Below are 13,709 nucleotides of genomic sequence, written 5' to 3'. Positions count from 1 at the left end.
CGGCAGGCGTTGGCTTCTGGCTTTTGCGGCAGGTTGCATGCTGGCGCCCTGGCTGCCGGTGTTGCCCGGCTTTGCCGTTCTTGCGCTTATGGCCGCTTGCGCTGGCGCCGGCATGGCATTTGTCCGCACGCGCGCTGCGGCCGCTTTCCTGCTGGGAGCGCTGTGGTTTCTTGGCGCGGCGCAGTGGCAGCTCGATCGACAGTTTCCCGCGGATCGGGCGGGTCAGGTGGTCAGCGTTACCGGCGCGGTCGCCGATTTGCCGCAGCAGCGCGGACAAAGCGTGCGTTTCGTGCTCTCGGTGGATCGGGCCGCGCGCAAGGCCGGGACGCTGCCCGAGCGCATTCTGGTGCGCTGGTATCGCCCGCAGGTGCGGCTCGAACCGGGCAGTCGCTGGCGCATGGATCTGCGCCTGACGCCGCCGAAGGGGCGAGTCAACCCCGGCGGATTCGATTATCGTCGCTACCTGCTGACTCGTCGTATTGGCGCTATCGGCAGCGTGCGCGGCCGGCCGGAGCCCGTTGCCGGACCCAAGGCGACGAAGGCCCTGGATCGGCAGCGCCAGCGCCTGGCCGACATCATCCAGTCCGAGACTGTCAGCGCCGATGTCGCCGCGCTCAAGCGCGCGCTGGGCGTGGCCGATCGATCCGCGATCTCGCCGGAGCTGTCGCAGCGCCTGCGCCAGACCGGCACGGCCCACCTGCTGGCCATATCAGGGCTGCACGTCGGCATGGTGGCGGGACTGGTCGGCAGCCTGGCCGGATTGCTCGCCGCGCCGATCTGCCTGTTGTCGCCTCGTCTCGATCGGCGGCGAATCGGAGTTGTTGCCGGTCTGGCCGCGGCCGTGTTCTATGCCGGCCTCGCCGGCTTCACGCTGCCGACCCAGCGCGCTCTGATCATGCTTTCGGTGCTGGCTCTGGCCCTGATGACCCGGCGTGCGATTGCGCCCGGCCACGCGCTGCTGGTGGCCTTGCTGGCGGTTCTTGTGTTCGACCCCCTGGCGCCGCTGGCGGTCGGTTTCTGGCTGTCATTCGCTGCGGTGGCCGTACTGATCTGGACGTTTGCCTGGCGGCCTTCCGCGCCGGGCAGTGGTGCCACCGCGCTGTTGCGTGCACAGTTGATTCTGCTCGTTGGCCTGCTGCCGCTCAATATCGGCCTGTTCGGTCAGCTGATTCCCGGTGCCGTGATGGCAAATCTGGTGGCGATTCCGCTGGTCGGCTTTCTGGTGCTGCCGGCGTTGCTGCTGGATCTGGGCACCATGCTGGTCGGCCTGCCGGCCACACCTGCCGGTGGTTTGAGCGCCCTCGGGCTCGAGTGGCTGCTGCAGCTGCTGGAGTGGGTGCACGGCCTGCGCGGCAGCTACTTGAATTTTCCCAGCCCATCGCCCTGGGTGGTGGCGGTGGCCGCCGTGGGTGCCGTCTGGCTGGTGGCGCCGCCCGGCTGGCCGGCGCGTGGCCTTGGCTTTGTCTTGCTGCTCCCGCTGTTGTGGGCGCCGGGAACGGATCTCGAGTCGGGCGAGCTGGAAGCCTGGTTTCTGGATGTGGGCAACGGACTGGCCGTGTTGATTCGAACGCCTGGAGAGACGGTGCTCTACGATACCGGGCCGGGCGATGGCCAGGGCCGGGATGTGCTCTCGGGCATTCTGCCGGATCTGCTCGCGCACGGCAGGGCCGTCGATCGGGTCATCGTGTCTCACGGTCACCGCGATCACGCCGGCGGGCTGGCTTCTGCAGTGGGGCCAGGCACTCGGGTTCATGCTCAAGGGGTCGACGCCGGACAGCCCTGTGTGGCGGGCATCGAATGGCATGCCGATGGCTATCGCTTTCGCGTCCTTCATCCGACTGCGGCCTTGCCTGATCTGGGACGCAACTCCTCCTGCGTGTTGCATATCGACGGTGCCGGCGGCAGCCTGTTGTTGACCGGCGGCATCGACGCCGATGTCGAGGCCCGACTGCTGGAGCGCTTCGCTGGCCCGCCGGCCGATCTGTTGCAGCTGCCGGCCGGTGGTCACCACAGCGGCAGCAGTGCGGCATTTCTGGCAGCGGTTGCGCCGCGCCATGCCGTGGCTTCGGTCGCGCGGTTCGATCGCTTCGGGCGGGTGCATGCGCCGACCCGCCGGCGGCTCCGAAAATCAGGGATCGCGCTCAGCGAGACCGGTCGCTGCGGCGCCATGCGACTGCGCCTGCGCCCGGGGCACAGGCCGCAGCTGCGGTCCATGGCGACCCTTGCGCCGCGCTTCTGGAGGCCGCGGGCGGGTTGCCCCTGAGCTGCCGCCGACCGCCGAGGCGCGACGTTGACGGACAAACCCGTTATCATGCGCGCTGGATTGGTCAACGCTCGGAGTCGACTCCGAAACATGCTCGAAATCGTTATTGCAGGCGGCTGGCTGATGGTGCCGATCCTGGCCTGTTCCATCATCGCTGCCGCCATCATCATTGAACGTTTCGTCAACCTGCAGCGCAAACGCGTGCTGCCCGTCGGCGTGCTCGATCGCGTGCGCCAGTGGGCTGCCCAGCGCGAGCTGGATCGCCAGCACATCGAGCAGCTCAGGCGCAGTTCGGCGCTCGGCCGTGTGCTCGCGGCCGCCTTGATCAACCGCCGGCGTGAGCGCGAAATCATCAAGGAGTCGGTCGAGGATACCGGTCGCCACGTCGTGCACGAGCTCGAGCGCTTTCTCAACACCCTGGGCACGATCGCCGGCATCACCCCGCTGCTGGGGCTGCTGGGGACGGTGATTGGCATGATCGATGTCTTTTCAGCCATCATGATCCACGGCGTTGGCGATCCTAATGAACTGGCCGGCGGTATTTCCCAGGCCTTGATCACGACGGCGGCGGGTCTGACGGTCGCGATTCCCAGCTATTTCTTCTACCGCTATTTTCGCGGCCTGGTGCGCGCTTACGTCGTCGACATGGAGCAGCAGGCGCTGGAATTGCTGCATACCATCGAGCGCAAGCGGGCCGGCGCACAGTAGATCATGAAGCTGCAGCAGGAAGAACGTGAAGAGCCGGAGGTCAACCTCACGTCGCTGATCGACGTGGTGTTTCTCCTGCTGATTTTCTTCATGGTGTCAACCACTTTCGAGCGCCAGGCTCTGTTGCGTCTGGATCTGCCCGAGGCGAGCACCGCCGAAGCCGAATCAATACCCGAAGTCGTTGAGTTCATGATCACCGATGACGGTCGATTGTTCGTCGGCGAGCAAGAGCTGGTCGACCAGCGCCGGACCACGGTACGAGCCGCGATTGTCCGGCGTTTCGCCGAGAATCCCGAGGCCGTGCTGGTGGTGCGTGCCGACGCCGAGGCGCCGCATCGTCTGGTGGTGCGCGTGCTCGATTCGGCTGCGGCCGAAGGCATTGAGCGCGTCAGTATTGCCGCCATCGAAGAGGAGGCACAATGACTGGTGGGCAGGTCTATCGTCGCTTGCTGGCCATGGTGCTCAAGCACCGCGCTATTTTTGCCATGGCGCTGGTGGCTGTCGCCCTCGACGCGGCCGGGCAGGGGCTGTTCTTTTATCTGCTGCGCCCGCTGATCGACGACACCATCGCCAATCCCGACCCCGAGTTCAACTACCTTCTGCCGGCGCTGGTATTCCTGTCGCTGATCTTGCGCGTGGTCGGCAACTTCGGCGGCGAGTTCGGCATGCAGTGGGTCGGGCGCAAGCTGATTGCCGATCTGCGCAGCGCCCTGTTCGATCGTTATCTGGAGCTGCCGGCGGCGTACTTCGATCGTGAATCGTCGGGGCAGATGATTTCGCGGGTGACCTACAACACCGAGCAAGTGGCCAACGCGGCCACCAAGGCCCTGATCGGAATTTCCCGCGATGTCATGACGGTGATTGCCCTGTTCGGCGTGATGCTGATCCAGTCGTGGCGATTGACGACGTCGCTGCTGGTACTGCTTCCCATCATCGGCGTGATTGCCTACGTCATCAGCCGCCACTTTCGACGCATCTCCACCGACATCCAGGATTCGATGGGAGACGTGACCCATGTGACCGAGGAGGCGGTCAACGGCCACCCGGTGATCAAGGTCTTCGGTGGGCAGCAGCATGAGCGCGGCAAGTTTCACGACATCAACGAAAGCAACCGCCGACTGCACCTGCGGCTGGTCGGAACGCAGCTGCTGTCGTCTTCCCTGGTGCAGTTGGCTGCCGGGGTCGCGCTGGTGGTTCTGCTGGTCGTCGCCGCCAGTGAGCTGATGGGCGACACCGTGACCGCCGGCATCTTCATGTCGGTGCTGGCGGCGCTGGCGGCGATGATTCCGCCGCTCAAGCGTCTGACCAAGATGCATGTCGTCATCGAACGCGGCGTGGCCGGGGCGGAGAGCATCTTCCACGTGGTCGACACGCCCGGCGAGGTCGATGACGGCGACCATGCGCCGGAAAAAGTCCACGGCGATATCCGCTTCGAAAGCGTCGGGTTTTCCTATCCCGACGCCAGCAATTCCGCGCTGATTGATCTCGACCTCCAGATACCGGCTGGCGGGGTCACGGCCCTGGTCGGGCGCTCGGGTTCGGGTAAGAGCACCATTGCCAAGCTGCTGCCGCGCTTCTATCAGCCGGCCTCGGGGCGCATTCTGGTGGATGGCGTCGATATTCGCGAATTCAGGCTGGCGGCGCTGCGGCAGCAGATTGCACTGGTCAGCCAGGACGTGGTGCTGTTCAACGACACCATCGCCCGCAACATTGCCTACGGCGGCCTGGCCGGCGCATCGCCTGAACAGATCGAGGAGGCGGCGCGCGCGGCGCACGCCATGGAGTTCATCGAGCGGCTGCCCAAGGGGCTGGACACCCCCATTGGCGAAGGGGGGTCGCTGCTGTCAGGCGGCCAGCGCCAGCGCATTGCCATAGCCCGCGCCGTGCTCAAGGATGCGCCGATCCTGATCCTTGATGAGGCCACTTCGGCGCTGGATGCCGAATCGGAGCAGGCGGTCCAGGACGCCCTGGAGGTGCTGATGGAAAACCGCACGACGCTGGTGATCGCCCATCGCCTGGCCACGGTCCAGATGGCCGATCAGGTGGTGGTACTCGATCAGGGCAGAGTCGTGGAGTCGGGCTCGCACGCTGAACTCCTCGAGCGCGACAAGGGCCTTTACCGCTACCTGCATCGGCTTCAGCTGGCCGGGGCATGAACCCGCGGTGAAGGCTCGTCTGGAACGCGCTCTCAATCGCAGGTGGTACTCCGCGCAGCCTGCACCCTGGTGGCTGCGCGCATGGGTGCCGCTTTATCGTGTGTTGTCTGCCTCGCGCCGTCGGCGACCGAAGGAAAACCCTGCCTGTCCGGTGATTGTCGTGGGCAATATCACCGTCGGCGGCAGCGGCAAGACGCCGGTTGTTGCGGCGCTGGCACGTGCGCTGTCGCTGGCCGGTTACGCGCCGGCCATCATCAGTCGCGGCTATGGCGCACGGTCCGGCGATACCCCCCGGGCGGTGACGCCGTCGAGTGATCCCGCAAAGGTGGGTGATGAGCCGGTTTTGCTCACCCGACGAGCCGGTTGTGCGGTGTGGGTCTGCCGCGACCGGCGGGCGGCGCTGGCGGCGGCGGTAGCCGGTGGCGCCAACGTGGTGCTGGCCGACGATGGCCTGCAGCACCCGCGCCTTCCCAGAAGCTGGGAGATCTGTGTCATTGACGGCCAGCGTGGGTTCGGCAACGGGGAGTTGCTGCCGGCCGGCCCGTTGCGCCAGGAGGTTGATCGGCTGGCCAGCGTCGATGAGGTGCTGGTCAAGTGCTCCGGCAGCGACCGCAAGACGATGGCGCTGCCGGGGCGAGCGTTCGGGGTGCAGCCCGGCGCACCATATCGCCTGGGGACGCTGACGGCGACCGGCGCAGGGCCCGCGGCAGGGGAGCTCGATGCAGTGTGTGCAATTGGCAATCCGGAAAGCTTTTTTGAGCTGCTCGAAGCTTTGGGTTATCGCATTCGCCGGCACGCCTTCCCCGACCATCATGACTACAACGCCGAGGATCTCGCCGGTCTGGCGGGCCCATTGATCGTTACCGAAAAGGATGCGGTCAAGCTCGAGCGCTTGACCGGCCTGCCCGAGACCTGGGTGCTGCCGATCGAGGCCCGGCTGCCGGAGGTGACGATTACCGCTGCTGTCGGGCATGTGCGAGAATTCGGTCCGCCATGAACACTTTTCATATCCTGATTCCAGCGCGGTTGGGGGCGACGCGTCTGCCGCGAAAGCCGCTGGCCGAGCTGGCCGGCCGGGCCCTGATCCTGCGCGTGTGCGACCGCGCCCGCGCGGCGGGAGCAGCCAGCGTGCATGTCGCCACCGACAGTGAAGCGGTCGCCGACTGCGTGCGCGCCGACGGCGGCGAGGTGCTGATGACCCGCAGCGATCATCGTTCGGGCACCGATCGCCTGGCCGAAGCCGCCGCGATGCTCGGCCTGGAAGAAGACGCCATCGTGGTCAATCTGCAGGGGGATGAGCCCGAGATGCCGGCAGCCTGCCTGCGGCAGGTGGCCAAGCTGCTGGCGTCCAGCAGGGGCGCAAGCATGGCCACGCTCTGGCGGCCGCTGGAAAACGAGGCGGAATGGCGTCGGCCCGATGTGGTCAAAATGGTTTGCGATGCGCGTGGACGGGCGCTGTATTTTTCCCGTAGCCCCATTCCTCATGTGCGTGACGGCGGTTGGCCGATGCAAATGGCACGGGCGCACCTCGGGCTCTACGCCTACCGCGCCGGTGCGCTGAGCCAGTGGCGCGCACTGCCGGCATCGGATCTGGAGACGCTGGAATCGCTCGAGCAGCTGCGCGCGCTGTCCGCCGGCTGGATGATCGCCAGCGAGCAAGCGGTCGCGCCGGTGCCGGGCGGCATCGATACGCCGGCAGATCTGGCGGCCGCTGCGCGGCGCCTGGCACCCTGAGCGCAGCGCCATATTCGATATTGGTTGAAGGAGGTCAAGCAAGTTCATGAAAAGCATGCTTTTTGTTTGCCTGGGCAATATCTGCCGAAGCCCGACCGCTCAGGCGGTTTTTGACTGGAAGCTGCAGCAGGCCGGGCTGGTCATCGACACCGACTCGGCGGGCACCAGCGGCTACCACGCCGGCAATCCGCCGGATACGCGATCGCAGCGAATCGCGCGGGAGTGGGGGCTGGATATCAGCCAGCAGTGTGCGCGGCGGGTGGTCGAAGATGATTTTCGTCGCTTTGACGCCATCTTTGTCATGGATCGCTCGAACCTTCAGGCCATGCGGTCAATGGCGCCGGCCGACCACCGCTGTCGCCTGGATCTGGTCATGTCGCTGGCGCCGGACTATGGCGTCGACGAGGTGCCCGATCCCTACTATGGCGGCGAAGACGGGTTCAAGCGGGTGATCGACATGCTGGAAGTGGCGGCCGATCGTCTGGTCGAGGAACTTGGCCGGCGCCGATGAAAGAGGGCTTTGACGGGCCAGCTTTTGCCCGCAGCCTGAGCACGGGTCCGGGCGTCTACCTGATGCGTGATGCCGAAGGCAAGGTGCTGTATGTCGGCAAGGCGCGCAATCTGAGGCGCCGGGTGGCCAGCTATTTCAGCCGGCGCGACCTGGGCGCCCGGCTGAACCTCATGGTGCGCAAGATCGCGCGCATGGAAGTCAGCCTGACGCGCACCGAAGCCGAGGCCCTGCTGCTGGAAAATGAATGGATCAAGGCCCATCGACCGCGCTTCAACATCAATCTTCGTGACGACAAGAGCTATCCCTGGATCCGCCTGGAGGTGGGCCACGATTATCCGCGTATCGGCTTCTACCGCGGCCCGCGCAAGCCGCCGCACCGTTATTTCGGCCCGTTCTCCAGCGCGGGGGCCGTACGTGAGGCGCTCAACCAGATCTATCGCCTCTTCGGCTTGCGGCAGTGCCGGGACACGGTGTTCGAAAACCGTACGCGCCCGTGTCTCCAGTACCAGATCAATCGCTGCAGCGCCCCCTGCGTGGGCTATATCAGCAAGAGCGACTATGCCCGCGATGTCGCCGCGGCCGTGCAGTTTCTCGAGGGCCGCAACGAAGAGGTGATCGAGCACCTGGCCGGGCGCATGGAAGAGGCATCCGCGGCCCTGGAGTTCGAGAAGGCGGCAGCCTATCGCGATCGCATTCAGGCGGTACAGCAGGTGCGCAGCAGTCAGTTCGTGACCGGCGGCACGGGCGAGATGGATATCATCGGCATGCATGTTGAAGCCGGCAAGGCCTGCATCCATGTCGTGGAGTTTCGGCACGGGCGAAACGTGGGCGGCCGCAGCCATTTTCCCGGCAATGTGCATGCGGATATGGACGCGGCGGATATTCTGGCCGCGTTTCTGGGACAGTATTTTGCCGAACGCAGGCCGCCGGCTGAAATTCTGCTGTCGCAGGCGCCAGCCGATGCCGGTCTATGGGAAGAGGCTCTGGGCTCGCGCCGGGGCGCTGGCGTGAGCCTGGCCTGGCGTTTACGCGGACAGCGCGCCGAATGGGTTCGCCTGGCGGTTGCCAACGCCGCCGATGCACTCAGGCGGCGACTGTCCGAACGCGACCAGATCGGGCGCGGGCTGGCGGCGCTGGCCGATATGCTGGAAATGCCCAATCCTCCCGAGCGCCTGGAATGTTTTGATATTTCGCATATTTCGGGTACGGAAACCGTCGGCTCCTGCGTCTTCTTCGGGCCGCGCGGCCCGGAAAAAAAGCATTACCGACGTTTCAATATCAGCGGTATAGAGCCCGGTGACGACTACGCAGCCATGGAACAGGTGCTGCGGCGACGCTATTCGCGGGCGCTGGAAAAGAAAGACGTGCTGCCGGATCTGGTGATCATCGACGGCGGCAAGGGCCAGCTCGGGCGAGCGCGCGAGGTTTTCGAGGAGCTCGGCCTGGATGCCATTCCGCTTCTGGGTGTTGCCAAGGGGGCGGCGCGTCGGGCCGGGCATGAACGCTTCATCATGGGTGAGCGCGAAGCCGTTCCCGGGCCGCACCACCCGGCGTCCCATCTGGTGCAGCAGGTGCGTGATGAAGCGCATCGCTTTGCCATTGCCGGCCACCGCCAGCGCCGCCAGAAACGGGCCCAGGCCTCACCACTGGAGCAGGTGCCGGGTATCGGCCCCAAGCGTCGTCAGGCATTGCTCAAGACTTTTGGCGGGCTGCAGGGCATCCGCAAGGCCGGCGTTGACGAACTCGCCCGTGTGGACGGCATCAGCCGCAAACTGGCTGAAGCCGTCGCCCGACACTTCGGCGGGCAGCAATGAGGCTTACCCTGGCCCGCCCGTTGCGGGATAATGGCGTTTTCCCGGCCTTTGGAGCAAAGCGTTGCAGTTGACCATACCGACACTATTGACGCTGTTTCGTATTGCGTTCATTCCGGTGCTCGTACTGGTTTTCTATCTGCCGTTCGAGGCATCGAACCAGGTCGCGGTGGCTTTGTTCGTTCTCGCTGCGGTGACCGATGGACTTGACGGCTGGGTGGCCCGGCGCTGGGGCATGACCAGCAGTTTCGGCGCCTTTCTTGATCCCGTGGCCGACAAACTGATGGTGGCTGTCGCGCTGCTGCTGATCGTGCAGCGACATCCCGAAATCGATATCACGCTGTCGGCGGCCATCATCATCGGACGCGAGATCACGATCTCGGCGCTACGCGAATGGATGGCGGCCCTCGGCGAAGCGGGGCGGGTCAAGGTGGTCTGGGTCGGCAAGGTCAAGACCATCCTGCAGATGGTGGCCATCGGTTTTCTGCTTTATGGCGAGTCGCTGTGGGCCATTCCGGTGCTCGACATCGGGCGCTGGCTGCTGGTTCTGGCTGCCCTGCTCACCATCTGGTCGATGGTGTTGTATCTGCGTGCTGCCTGGCCGGCGATTCGTCGCCAATCCTGAATCTGCCCCGCCGGGGCAATGGTATTCCAACGGAGTTTTCAAGCATGTCTGGCAAGGACAAGGCACATACGCTGGCCGATCAGGCTGATCGTCATATCCTGTATGAAAATAGTGTTCAGGATCCCGAGTCGGAGCTGGAGTTCGTCTCTGAAACCTTTCATGATCTGACCGATCGCCCGCTGCGTTTCATCCGCGAGGACTTCTGCGGGACCGCAAACACCGCCTGCTACTGGGTGGCAAGCCATCCTGACCGATGGGCGGTGGGCGTAGACCTGGATGCCGAAGTTCTTGCCTGGGGGCGACAGCATCATCTGCAAACGCTCACGCCGGAGCAGCGGGCCCGCATCGAGCTGGTGGAAAGCGATGTCATGCAGGCACAAACGCAGCCGGTCGATGCCGTTCTGGCCATGAACTTCAGTTATTACCTGTTCACGACCCGGGCGACGCTGCGCGCGTACTTCGAGCGGGTTCGAGAATTTCTGGTCGACGATGGCGTGCTGTTTCTGGATGCCTTCGGCGGCTACGATGCCCATCGTGAGCTCGAAGAGCGCACCGAGTATGACGATTGGACCTACGTCTGGGACCAGGCCAGCTTCGATCCGATACAGCACGCCATGACCTGTCAGATTCACTTCGAGTTTCCGGATGGCTCGGAGATGCGCCGCGCCTTCGAATACCACTGGCGATTGTGGACGCTGCCGGAGATCAGGGAGCTGCTGGAAGAGGCCGGCTATTCTTCAGTGGCGGTCTACTGGGAAGGAACCGACGAGGACACCGGCGAAGGCGACGGCATCTACGAGCCGGCCGAAACCGGCGATGCCGACGCCGGCTGGATCTGCTATCTGATCGCGCGCCGGTAGCGTTGCGCGCGTCCGCCTGGACTCAAAGAATCGAGTAGACCAGGTTGAGCCACTCCTCGAGGCCGTCGTATTGCTCGGCCTGAGCTGCGACGAAGCGCTCGATCGCGAGCTCGTCGAGCACTGTTGGTCGCGCTTCGTCTTCATGCAGAGACAGCAGGGCATCGCTGATTTCCTGCTGGATGTCTTCTGCGACCTCCGGGCTGGCGGCAACGGTCAGCCCCGGAAACTCCTGTGAAGTCAGAATGCTGGTCATGTCATCGTAGCGTGAGACCACCCGCCCGGGGGCGATCGCCGCTGCGGCCGCACCGGAGACGGCAAGCTCGGCTGCATCCTGCCAGGAACTGGCGCCGGACTGGATGATGGGCTGCTGCATGGGGTTCTTGAACCAGTTGATGAGCACCAGGTAGCCAAGGCTGGGCGCCGGCATGGTTGCAATCTGTCGGCCGATGAAGTCCTGCACGCTGGCCTCCGCGTTGTCAGTGGCGCTGAGCAGTGAATAAGTGATCGGCGCTTCGGCCCGAACCAGTGGAGTGAAGTCGTACTCGCGCATGCGGTGGGCTACGAGGTGCGGCTCTTCCAGGACGATATGGGGGCTTTCTCCCCGTCGGGTGCTCAGCCAGTAACGATGAAAGTCGGGCGCAAGCGTCAGTTCAAAACGATACGGCAAGCTGTCGTTGAGGTAGTTGACCAGTGGCCGATAGATCTGCTCGGCGGTTTCCGGCGGGAAGACGGGATGTGCCTGCACGACGAAGATTTCGGCGCTGCCGGCGTTCGCGTCCGCAGCCGGCTCTGGGGCTGCCGCCTCGGCCGTTGCCGAATCTTGCGGCGGCTGCGCATCCTCTCCCTGCTGCGGGGGCGGTGCTTCCTCCAGCACCTCGACAGCATCCGCCTCGGCTGCCGCGGGAGGAGGGGCCGTGTCTCCGGCCTGCTCGGAAACCGCTTCCACTGCTTGTTCGGCAGACGATGCCGGCTCAGGCGATTGGTTTTCCGGCGCTTCGGGAAGCTCCGGCTCCCGGGCCGGATCGGTTTGCTCAACCGGCTCTTGCTGCTGAACAGTTTGCTCCGGGGGCGGCTCCTGATCCTGGCTGTCTTCTTGCGCCCAAGACCCTGCCGCCAGCATCAGAGCCATCATCAGGCTGGCCAATTGGCTTGATGTTTTCATTGAGCTGGCCCCTCTAAATTCATGATTTGTTGATTTCTTTTGCCCCGGATGTTAGCACAGCGTTTCCGCCGCCGTCACTTTCGCCGGGCACGTGTTTTCCCCGACCCGGATCCAGACCTGCCCGCCGTCGGCAATCCTGTTGTCCAGCACGGCGAGTCCGGCGCCGGCATCGCTGTCGCCGAAGCCATAGAGCCAGTGACCGACACGCCGCCCCTGCTCATCGGCAAGCCGGGCATGGGCCGGCACCTCCAGGCCGGAGTCGAGAATCAACCCGGTTGTGCGGTACTTGACCTTGCCGCGAAAATGCAGGCGGGCGATAACCTCCTGGCCGGGGTAGCAGCCCTTGTCATGCACCAGCCCGCCCAGCGCTTCCAGCCCCAGCCATTGCGGCAGGTGCTGCCGGGCCGAAGCCGGCTCCAGCCAGGGCAGGGCGAGGCACAGATCCAGACGCTGCCAGCGCCGCTGCGCCGCGGCATCTGCCGTCGCCTCGATTCCGGCAGTCAGGCCGCGCCCGGGGTCCGGGCCAAGCACGGCAGTGGCGGCATCGGGGTGGAAAGAGCCGGCCACAGGTCCGGGTTCGGAGATGGTCACCTTGCGGCCAATGGTGAACATCGCGAGCGTCTTGCCGACGTCTTCGGCCTGGCTTGCGGGCAGGATGAGCTCGATGCGGTCTTCAGCGCTGCGCGCTATCATGAAGGCGATCACACGGCCCTTGGGATCGCAGCAGGCCAGCGGCGCCCAGCGTTCGCCGGAGAGCGTATTCACGTCGACGGTGAACTGGGCCTGGGCAAAATCATGGGCATCGGCGCCCTCGATCGAAAAGGACGCCAGATGAGCAAGACTGAATCTATTCGGCATGCCGGGTAAAATGGAGCGTCATGAACGGTTATAATTGTACATCTTCGGACACGACCCCGGATCCGGATGCCGCCGAGCCGGTCGCTGAAAAGCCATCCGGCAGCAGCATGCCGGATTCACTGCCGGAAAGCTCGCCAGACGAGCGGCCTCGGGAGTACGGCGGTCGACGGCAGGGTCTCGATCCGACCCGCTACGGTGACTGGGAGAAGGACGGTCGCTGCATTGATTTCTGAATTCCACTGATACCGGGAGCATCAAAGCCATGGCGACGGACAACCGCCCCTTATCTCCGCATCTGCAGGTGTATCGCCCGCAGCTGACCTCGGTCACTTCCATCCTGCATCGCTTCAGCGGTCTGCTGCTGAGCCTGGGCATGGTCATGGTGGTGGCCTGGCTGGTCGGGTTGGCGGCCGGCGAGCAGGCCTACGCCACCGTCAATGCCTGGCTGGCCAGCCCGCTGGGGCTGATTTTCCTGTTCGTCTGGACGGTCACGCTGTTCTACCACCTGTTCAATGGCATCCGGCACCTGCTGTGGGATGCCGGCTGGCTGCTGGAGCTCAAGGGCGCCTACGCCTCGGGCTGGACGGTCTTGGCCCTGACTGTCATCGTGACTGCCATCGTCTGGGGAGGTCTGCTGTGACACAACTTCGACATCCGCTGCAACAGGCTCATAACCACGGTTCGGCCGGCGACGGCGTCGGTCACTGGTGGATCCAGCGCCTGACTGCCATCTTTCTGGTGGCGCTCACGGGCTGGCTGGTGTGGGCGCTGACGACGCTTGTCGGCGCCGACCATGCCGCTGCGGCGGCTTTCATTGCCCATCCGGTCAATGCCGTGCTCGCAATCCTTTTCGTGGTCGTCGCCTTTCACCACGGCCAGCTCGGCCTGCAGGTGGTCATCGAGGACTACGTCCACAGTCGCGCCGTCGAGCTGGCGCTGATCGTGCTGATCCGGGCGGCGGCGCTGTTCGGCGGCCTGCTGGCCGCAATTGCCATTCTCAAACTGGCCCTGGGAGTCTGAA

15 protein-coding genes are annotated in these 13,709 nt (G+C 64.9%); 13 read left to right on the top strand and 2 right to left on the bottom strand.

What is annotated here, in order from left to right:
* Positions 1-37: 37 nt before the first annotated feature.
* From ACEWQZ_RS11615 to ACEWQZ_RS11570, 10 genes are all read left to right on the top strand, one after another.
* On the top strand, positions 38-2,263 hold the full coding sequence (locus ACEWQZ_RS11615) for a DNA internalization-related competence protein ComEC/Rec2 (protein ID WP_476483254.1): 2,226 nt from the start codon (positions 38-40) through the stop codon (positions 2,261-2,263).
* A 90-nt stretch (positions 2,264-2,353) separates the two neighbouring features.
* Positions 2,354-2,971: a MotA/TolQ/ExbB proton channel family protein gene (locus ACEWQZ_RS11610; protein WP_476483253.1), complete on the top strand. Its 618-nt coding sequence runs from the start codon at positions 2,354-2,356 to the stop codon at positions 2,969-2,971.
* 3 nt (positions 2,972-2,974) lie between these two features.
* On the top strand, positions 2,975-3,394 hold the full coding sequence (locus tag ACEWQZ_RS11605) for an ExbD/TolR family protein (protein WP_476483252.1): 420 nt from the start codon (positions 2,975-2,977) through the stop codon (positions 3,392-3,394).
* Positions 3,391-5,127, top strand: coding sequence for a lipid A export permease/ATP-binding protein MsbA (gene msbA / locus ACEWQZ_RS11600; protein ID WP_476483251.1), 1,737 nt, complete (start codon positions 3,391-3,393; stop codon positions 5,125-5,127). Before ACEWQZ_RS11605 ends, msbA begins: the two co-directional genes overlap by 4 nt.
* A gap of 7 nt (positions 5,128-5,134) precedes the next feature.
* Positions 5,135-6,124 carry a tetraacyldisaccharide 4'-kinase gene (lpxK, locus tag ACEWQZ_RS11595; protein ID WP_476483250.1) on the top strand — a complete coding sequence of 330 codons (990 nt, stop codon included), beginning with the start codon at positions 5,135-5,137 and terminating at the stop codon, positions 6,122-6,124.
* Positions 6,121-6,861 (top strand): 3-deoxy-manno-octulosonate cytidylyltransferase, encoded by a 741-nt coding sequence (gene kdsB / locus ACEWQZ_RS11590; protein ID WP_476483249.1) that lies wholly within the window; start codon positions 6,121-6,123, stop codon positions 6,859-6,861. Before lpxK ends, kdsB begins: the two co-directional genes overlap by 4 nt.
* A gap of 46 nt (positions 6,862-6,907) precedes the next feature.
* Positions 6,908-7,372 (top strand): low molecular weight protein-tyrosine-phosphatase, encoded by a 465-nt coding sequence (locus tag ACEWQZ_RS11585; protein WP_476483248.1) that lies wholly within the window; start codon positions 6,908-6,910, stop codon positions 7,370-7,372.
* Complete coding sequence (uvrC, locus tag ACEWQZ_RS11580) at positions 7,369-9,186, top strand: excinuclease ABC subunit UvrC (protein WP_476483247.1); 1,818 nt, start codon at positions 7,369-7,371, stop codon at positions 9,184-9,186. The genes ACEWQZ_RS11585 and uvrC overlap by 4 nt, the downstream gene beginning before the upstream one ends.
* Positions 9,187-9,247: 61 nt before the next feature.
* Positions 9,248-9,808, top strand: coding sequence for a CDP-diacylglycerol--glycerol-3-phosphate 3-phosphatidyltransferase (pgsA, locus tag ACEWQZ_RS11575; protein ID WP_476483246.1), 561 nt, complete (start codon positions 9,248-9,250; stop codon positions 9,806-9,808).
* A 44-nt stretch (positions 9,809-9,852) separates the two neighbouring features.
* Entirely contained in the window at positions 9,853-10,668 is an 816-nt protein-coding gene (locus ACEWQZ_RS11570) for a class I SAM-dependent methyltransferase (protein WP_476483245.1), read from the top strand.
* Between the two features lie 22 nt (positions 10,669-10,690).
* Here the strand turns inward: ACEWQZ_RS11570 and ACEWQZ_RS11565 are convergent, their stop codons facing one another.
* Both ACEWQZ_RS11565 and ygfZ read right to left on the bottom strand, forming a co-directional pair.
* Positions 10,691-11,830: a phosphate/phosphite/phosphonate ABC transporter substrate-binding protein gene (locus ACEWQZ_RS11565; protein ID WP_476483244.1), complete on the bottom strand. Its 1,140-nt coding sequence runs from the start codon at positions 11,828-11,830 to the stop codon at positions 10,691-10,693.
* A 51-nt stretch (positions 11,831-11,881) separates the two neighbouring features.
* Complete coding sequence (gene ygfZ, locus ACEWQZ_RS11560) at positions 11,882-12,688, bottom strand: CAF17-like 4Fe-4S cluster assembly/insertion protein YgfZ (protein WP_476483243.1); 807 nt, start codon at positions 12,686-12,688, stop codon at positions 11,882-11,884.
* 20 nt (positions 12,689-12,708) lie between these two features.
* Between ygfZ and ACEWQZ_RS11555 the strand changes: the two genes are divergently transcribed.
* Genes ACEWQZ_RS11555 through sdhD form a run of 3 tightly spaced genes read left to right on the top strand, consistent with a single transcriptional unit; the run spans position 12,709 to position 13,708 of the window.
* On the top strand, positions 12,709-12,921 hold the full coding sequence (locus ACEWQZ_RS11555; RefSeq protein ID WP_476483242.1) for a DUF1674 domain-containing protein: 213 nt from the start codon (positions 12,709-12,711) through the stop codon (positions 12,919-12,921).
* A 29-nt stretch (positions 12,922-12,950) separates the two neighbouring features.
* On the top strand, positions 12,951-13,328 hold the full coding sequence (sdhC, locus tag ACEWQZ_RS11550; protein WP_476483241.1) for a succinate dehydrogenase, cytochrome b556 subunit: 378 nt from the start codon (positions 12,951-12,953) through the stop codon (positions 13,326-13,328).
* Positions 13,325-13,708, top strand: a complete 384-nt coding sequence (sdhD, locus tag ACEWQZ_RS11545; RefSeq protein WP_476483240.1) for a succinate dehydrogenase, hydrophobic membrane anchor protein — start codon at positions 13,325-13,327, stop codon at positions 13,706-13,708. The genes sdhC and sdhD overlap by 4 nt, the downstream gene beginning before the upstream one ends.
* Position 13,709 lies beyond the last annotated feature (1 nt).

The sequence above is a fragment of the Wenzhouxiangella sp. YN1 genome, from assembly GCF_056324145.1.
The sequence above is the reverse complement of the archived record's forward strand: the minus strand, read 5'-3'. Positions and strand labels throughout refer to the sequence as shown.

Excerpts from the sequence above, each read along its gene's own strand:
- ACEWQZ_RS11615 (WP_476483254.1), top strand. The coding sequence starts at position 38 with ATGCTGGCGCCCTGGCTGCCGGTGTTGCCCGGCTTTGCCGTTCTTGCG.
- ACEWQZ_RS11610 (WP_476483253.1), top strand. The coding sequence starts at position 2,354 with ATGCTCGAAATCGTTATTGCAGGCGGCTGGCTGATGGTGCCGATCCTG.
- ACEWQZ_RS11605 (WP_476483252.1), top strand. The coding sequence starts at position 2,975 with ATGAAGCTGCAGCAGGAAGAACGTGAAGAGCCGGAGGTCAACCTCACG.
- msbA (WP_476483251.1), top strand. The coding sequence starts at position 3,391 with ATGACTGGTGGGCAGGTCTATCGTCGCTTGCTGGCCATGGTGCTCAAG.
- kdsB (WP_476483249.1), top strand. The coding sequence starts at position 6,121 with ATGAACACTTTTCATATCCTGATTCCAGCGCGGTTGGGGGCGACGCGT.
- ACEWQZ_RS11585 (WP_476483248.1), top strand. The coding sequence starts at position 6,908 with ATGAAAAGCATGCTTTTTGTTTGCCTGGGCAATATCTGCCGAAGCCCG.
- uvrC (WP_476483247.1), top strand. The coding sequence starts at position 7,369 with ATGAAAGAGGGCTTTGACGGGCCAGCTTTTGCCCGCAGCCTGAGCACG.
- ACEWQZ_RS11570 (WP_476483245.1), top strand. The coding sequence starts at position 9,853 with ATGTCTGGCAAGGACAAGGCACATACGCTGGCCGATCAGGCTGATCGT.
- ACEWQZ_RS11565 (WP_476483244.1), bottom strand. The coding sequence starts at position 11,830 with ATGAAAACATCAAGCCAATTGGCCAGCCTGATGATGGCTCTGATGCTG.
- ygfZ (WP_476483243.1), bottom strand. The coding sequence starts at position 12,688 with ATGCCGAATAGATTCAGTCTTGCTCATCTGGCGTCCTTTTCGATCGAG.
- ACEWQZ_RS11555 (WP_476483242.1), top strand. The coding sequence starts at position 12,709 with ATGAACGGTTATAATTGTACATCTTCGGACACGACCCCGGATCCGGAT.
- sdhC (WP_476483241.1), top strand. The coding sequence starts at position 12,951 with ATGGCGACGGACAACCGCCCCTTATCTCCGCATCTGCAGGTGTATCGC.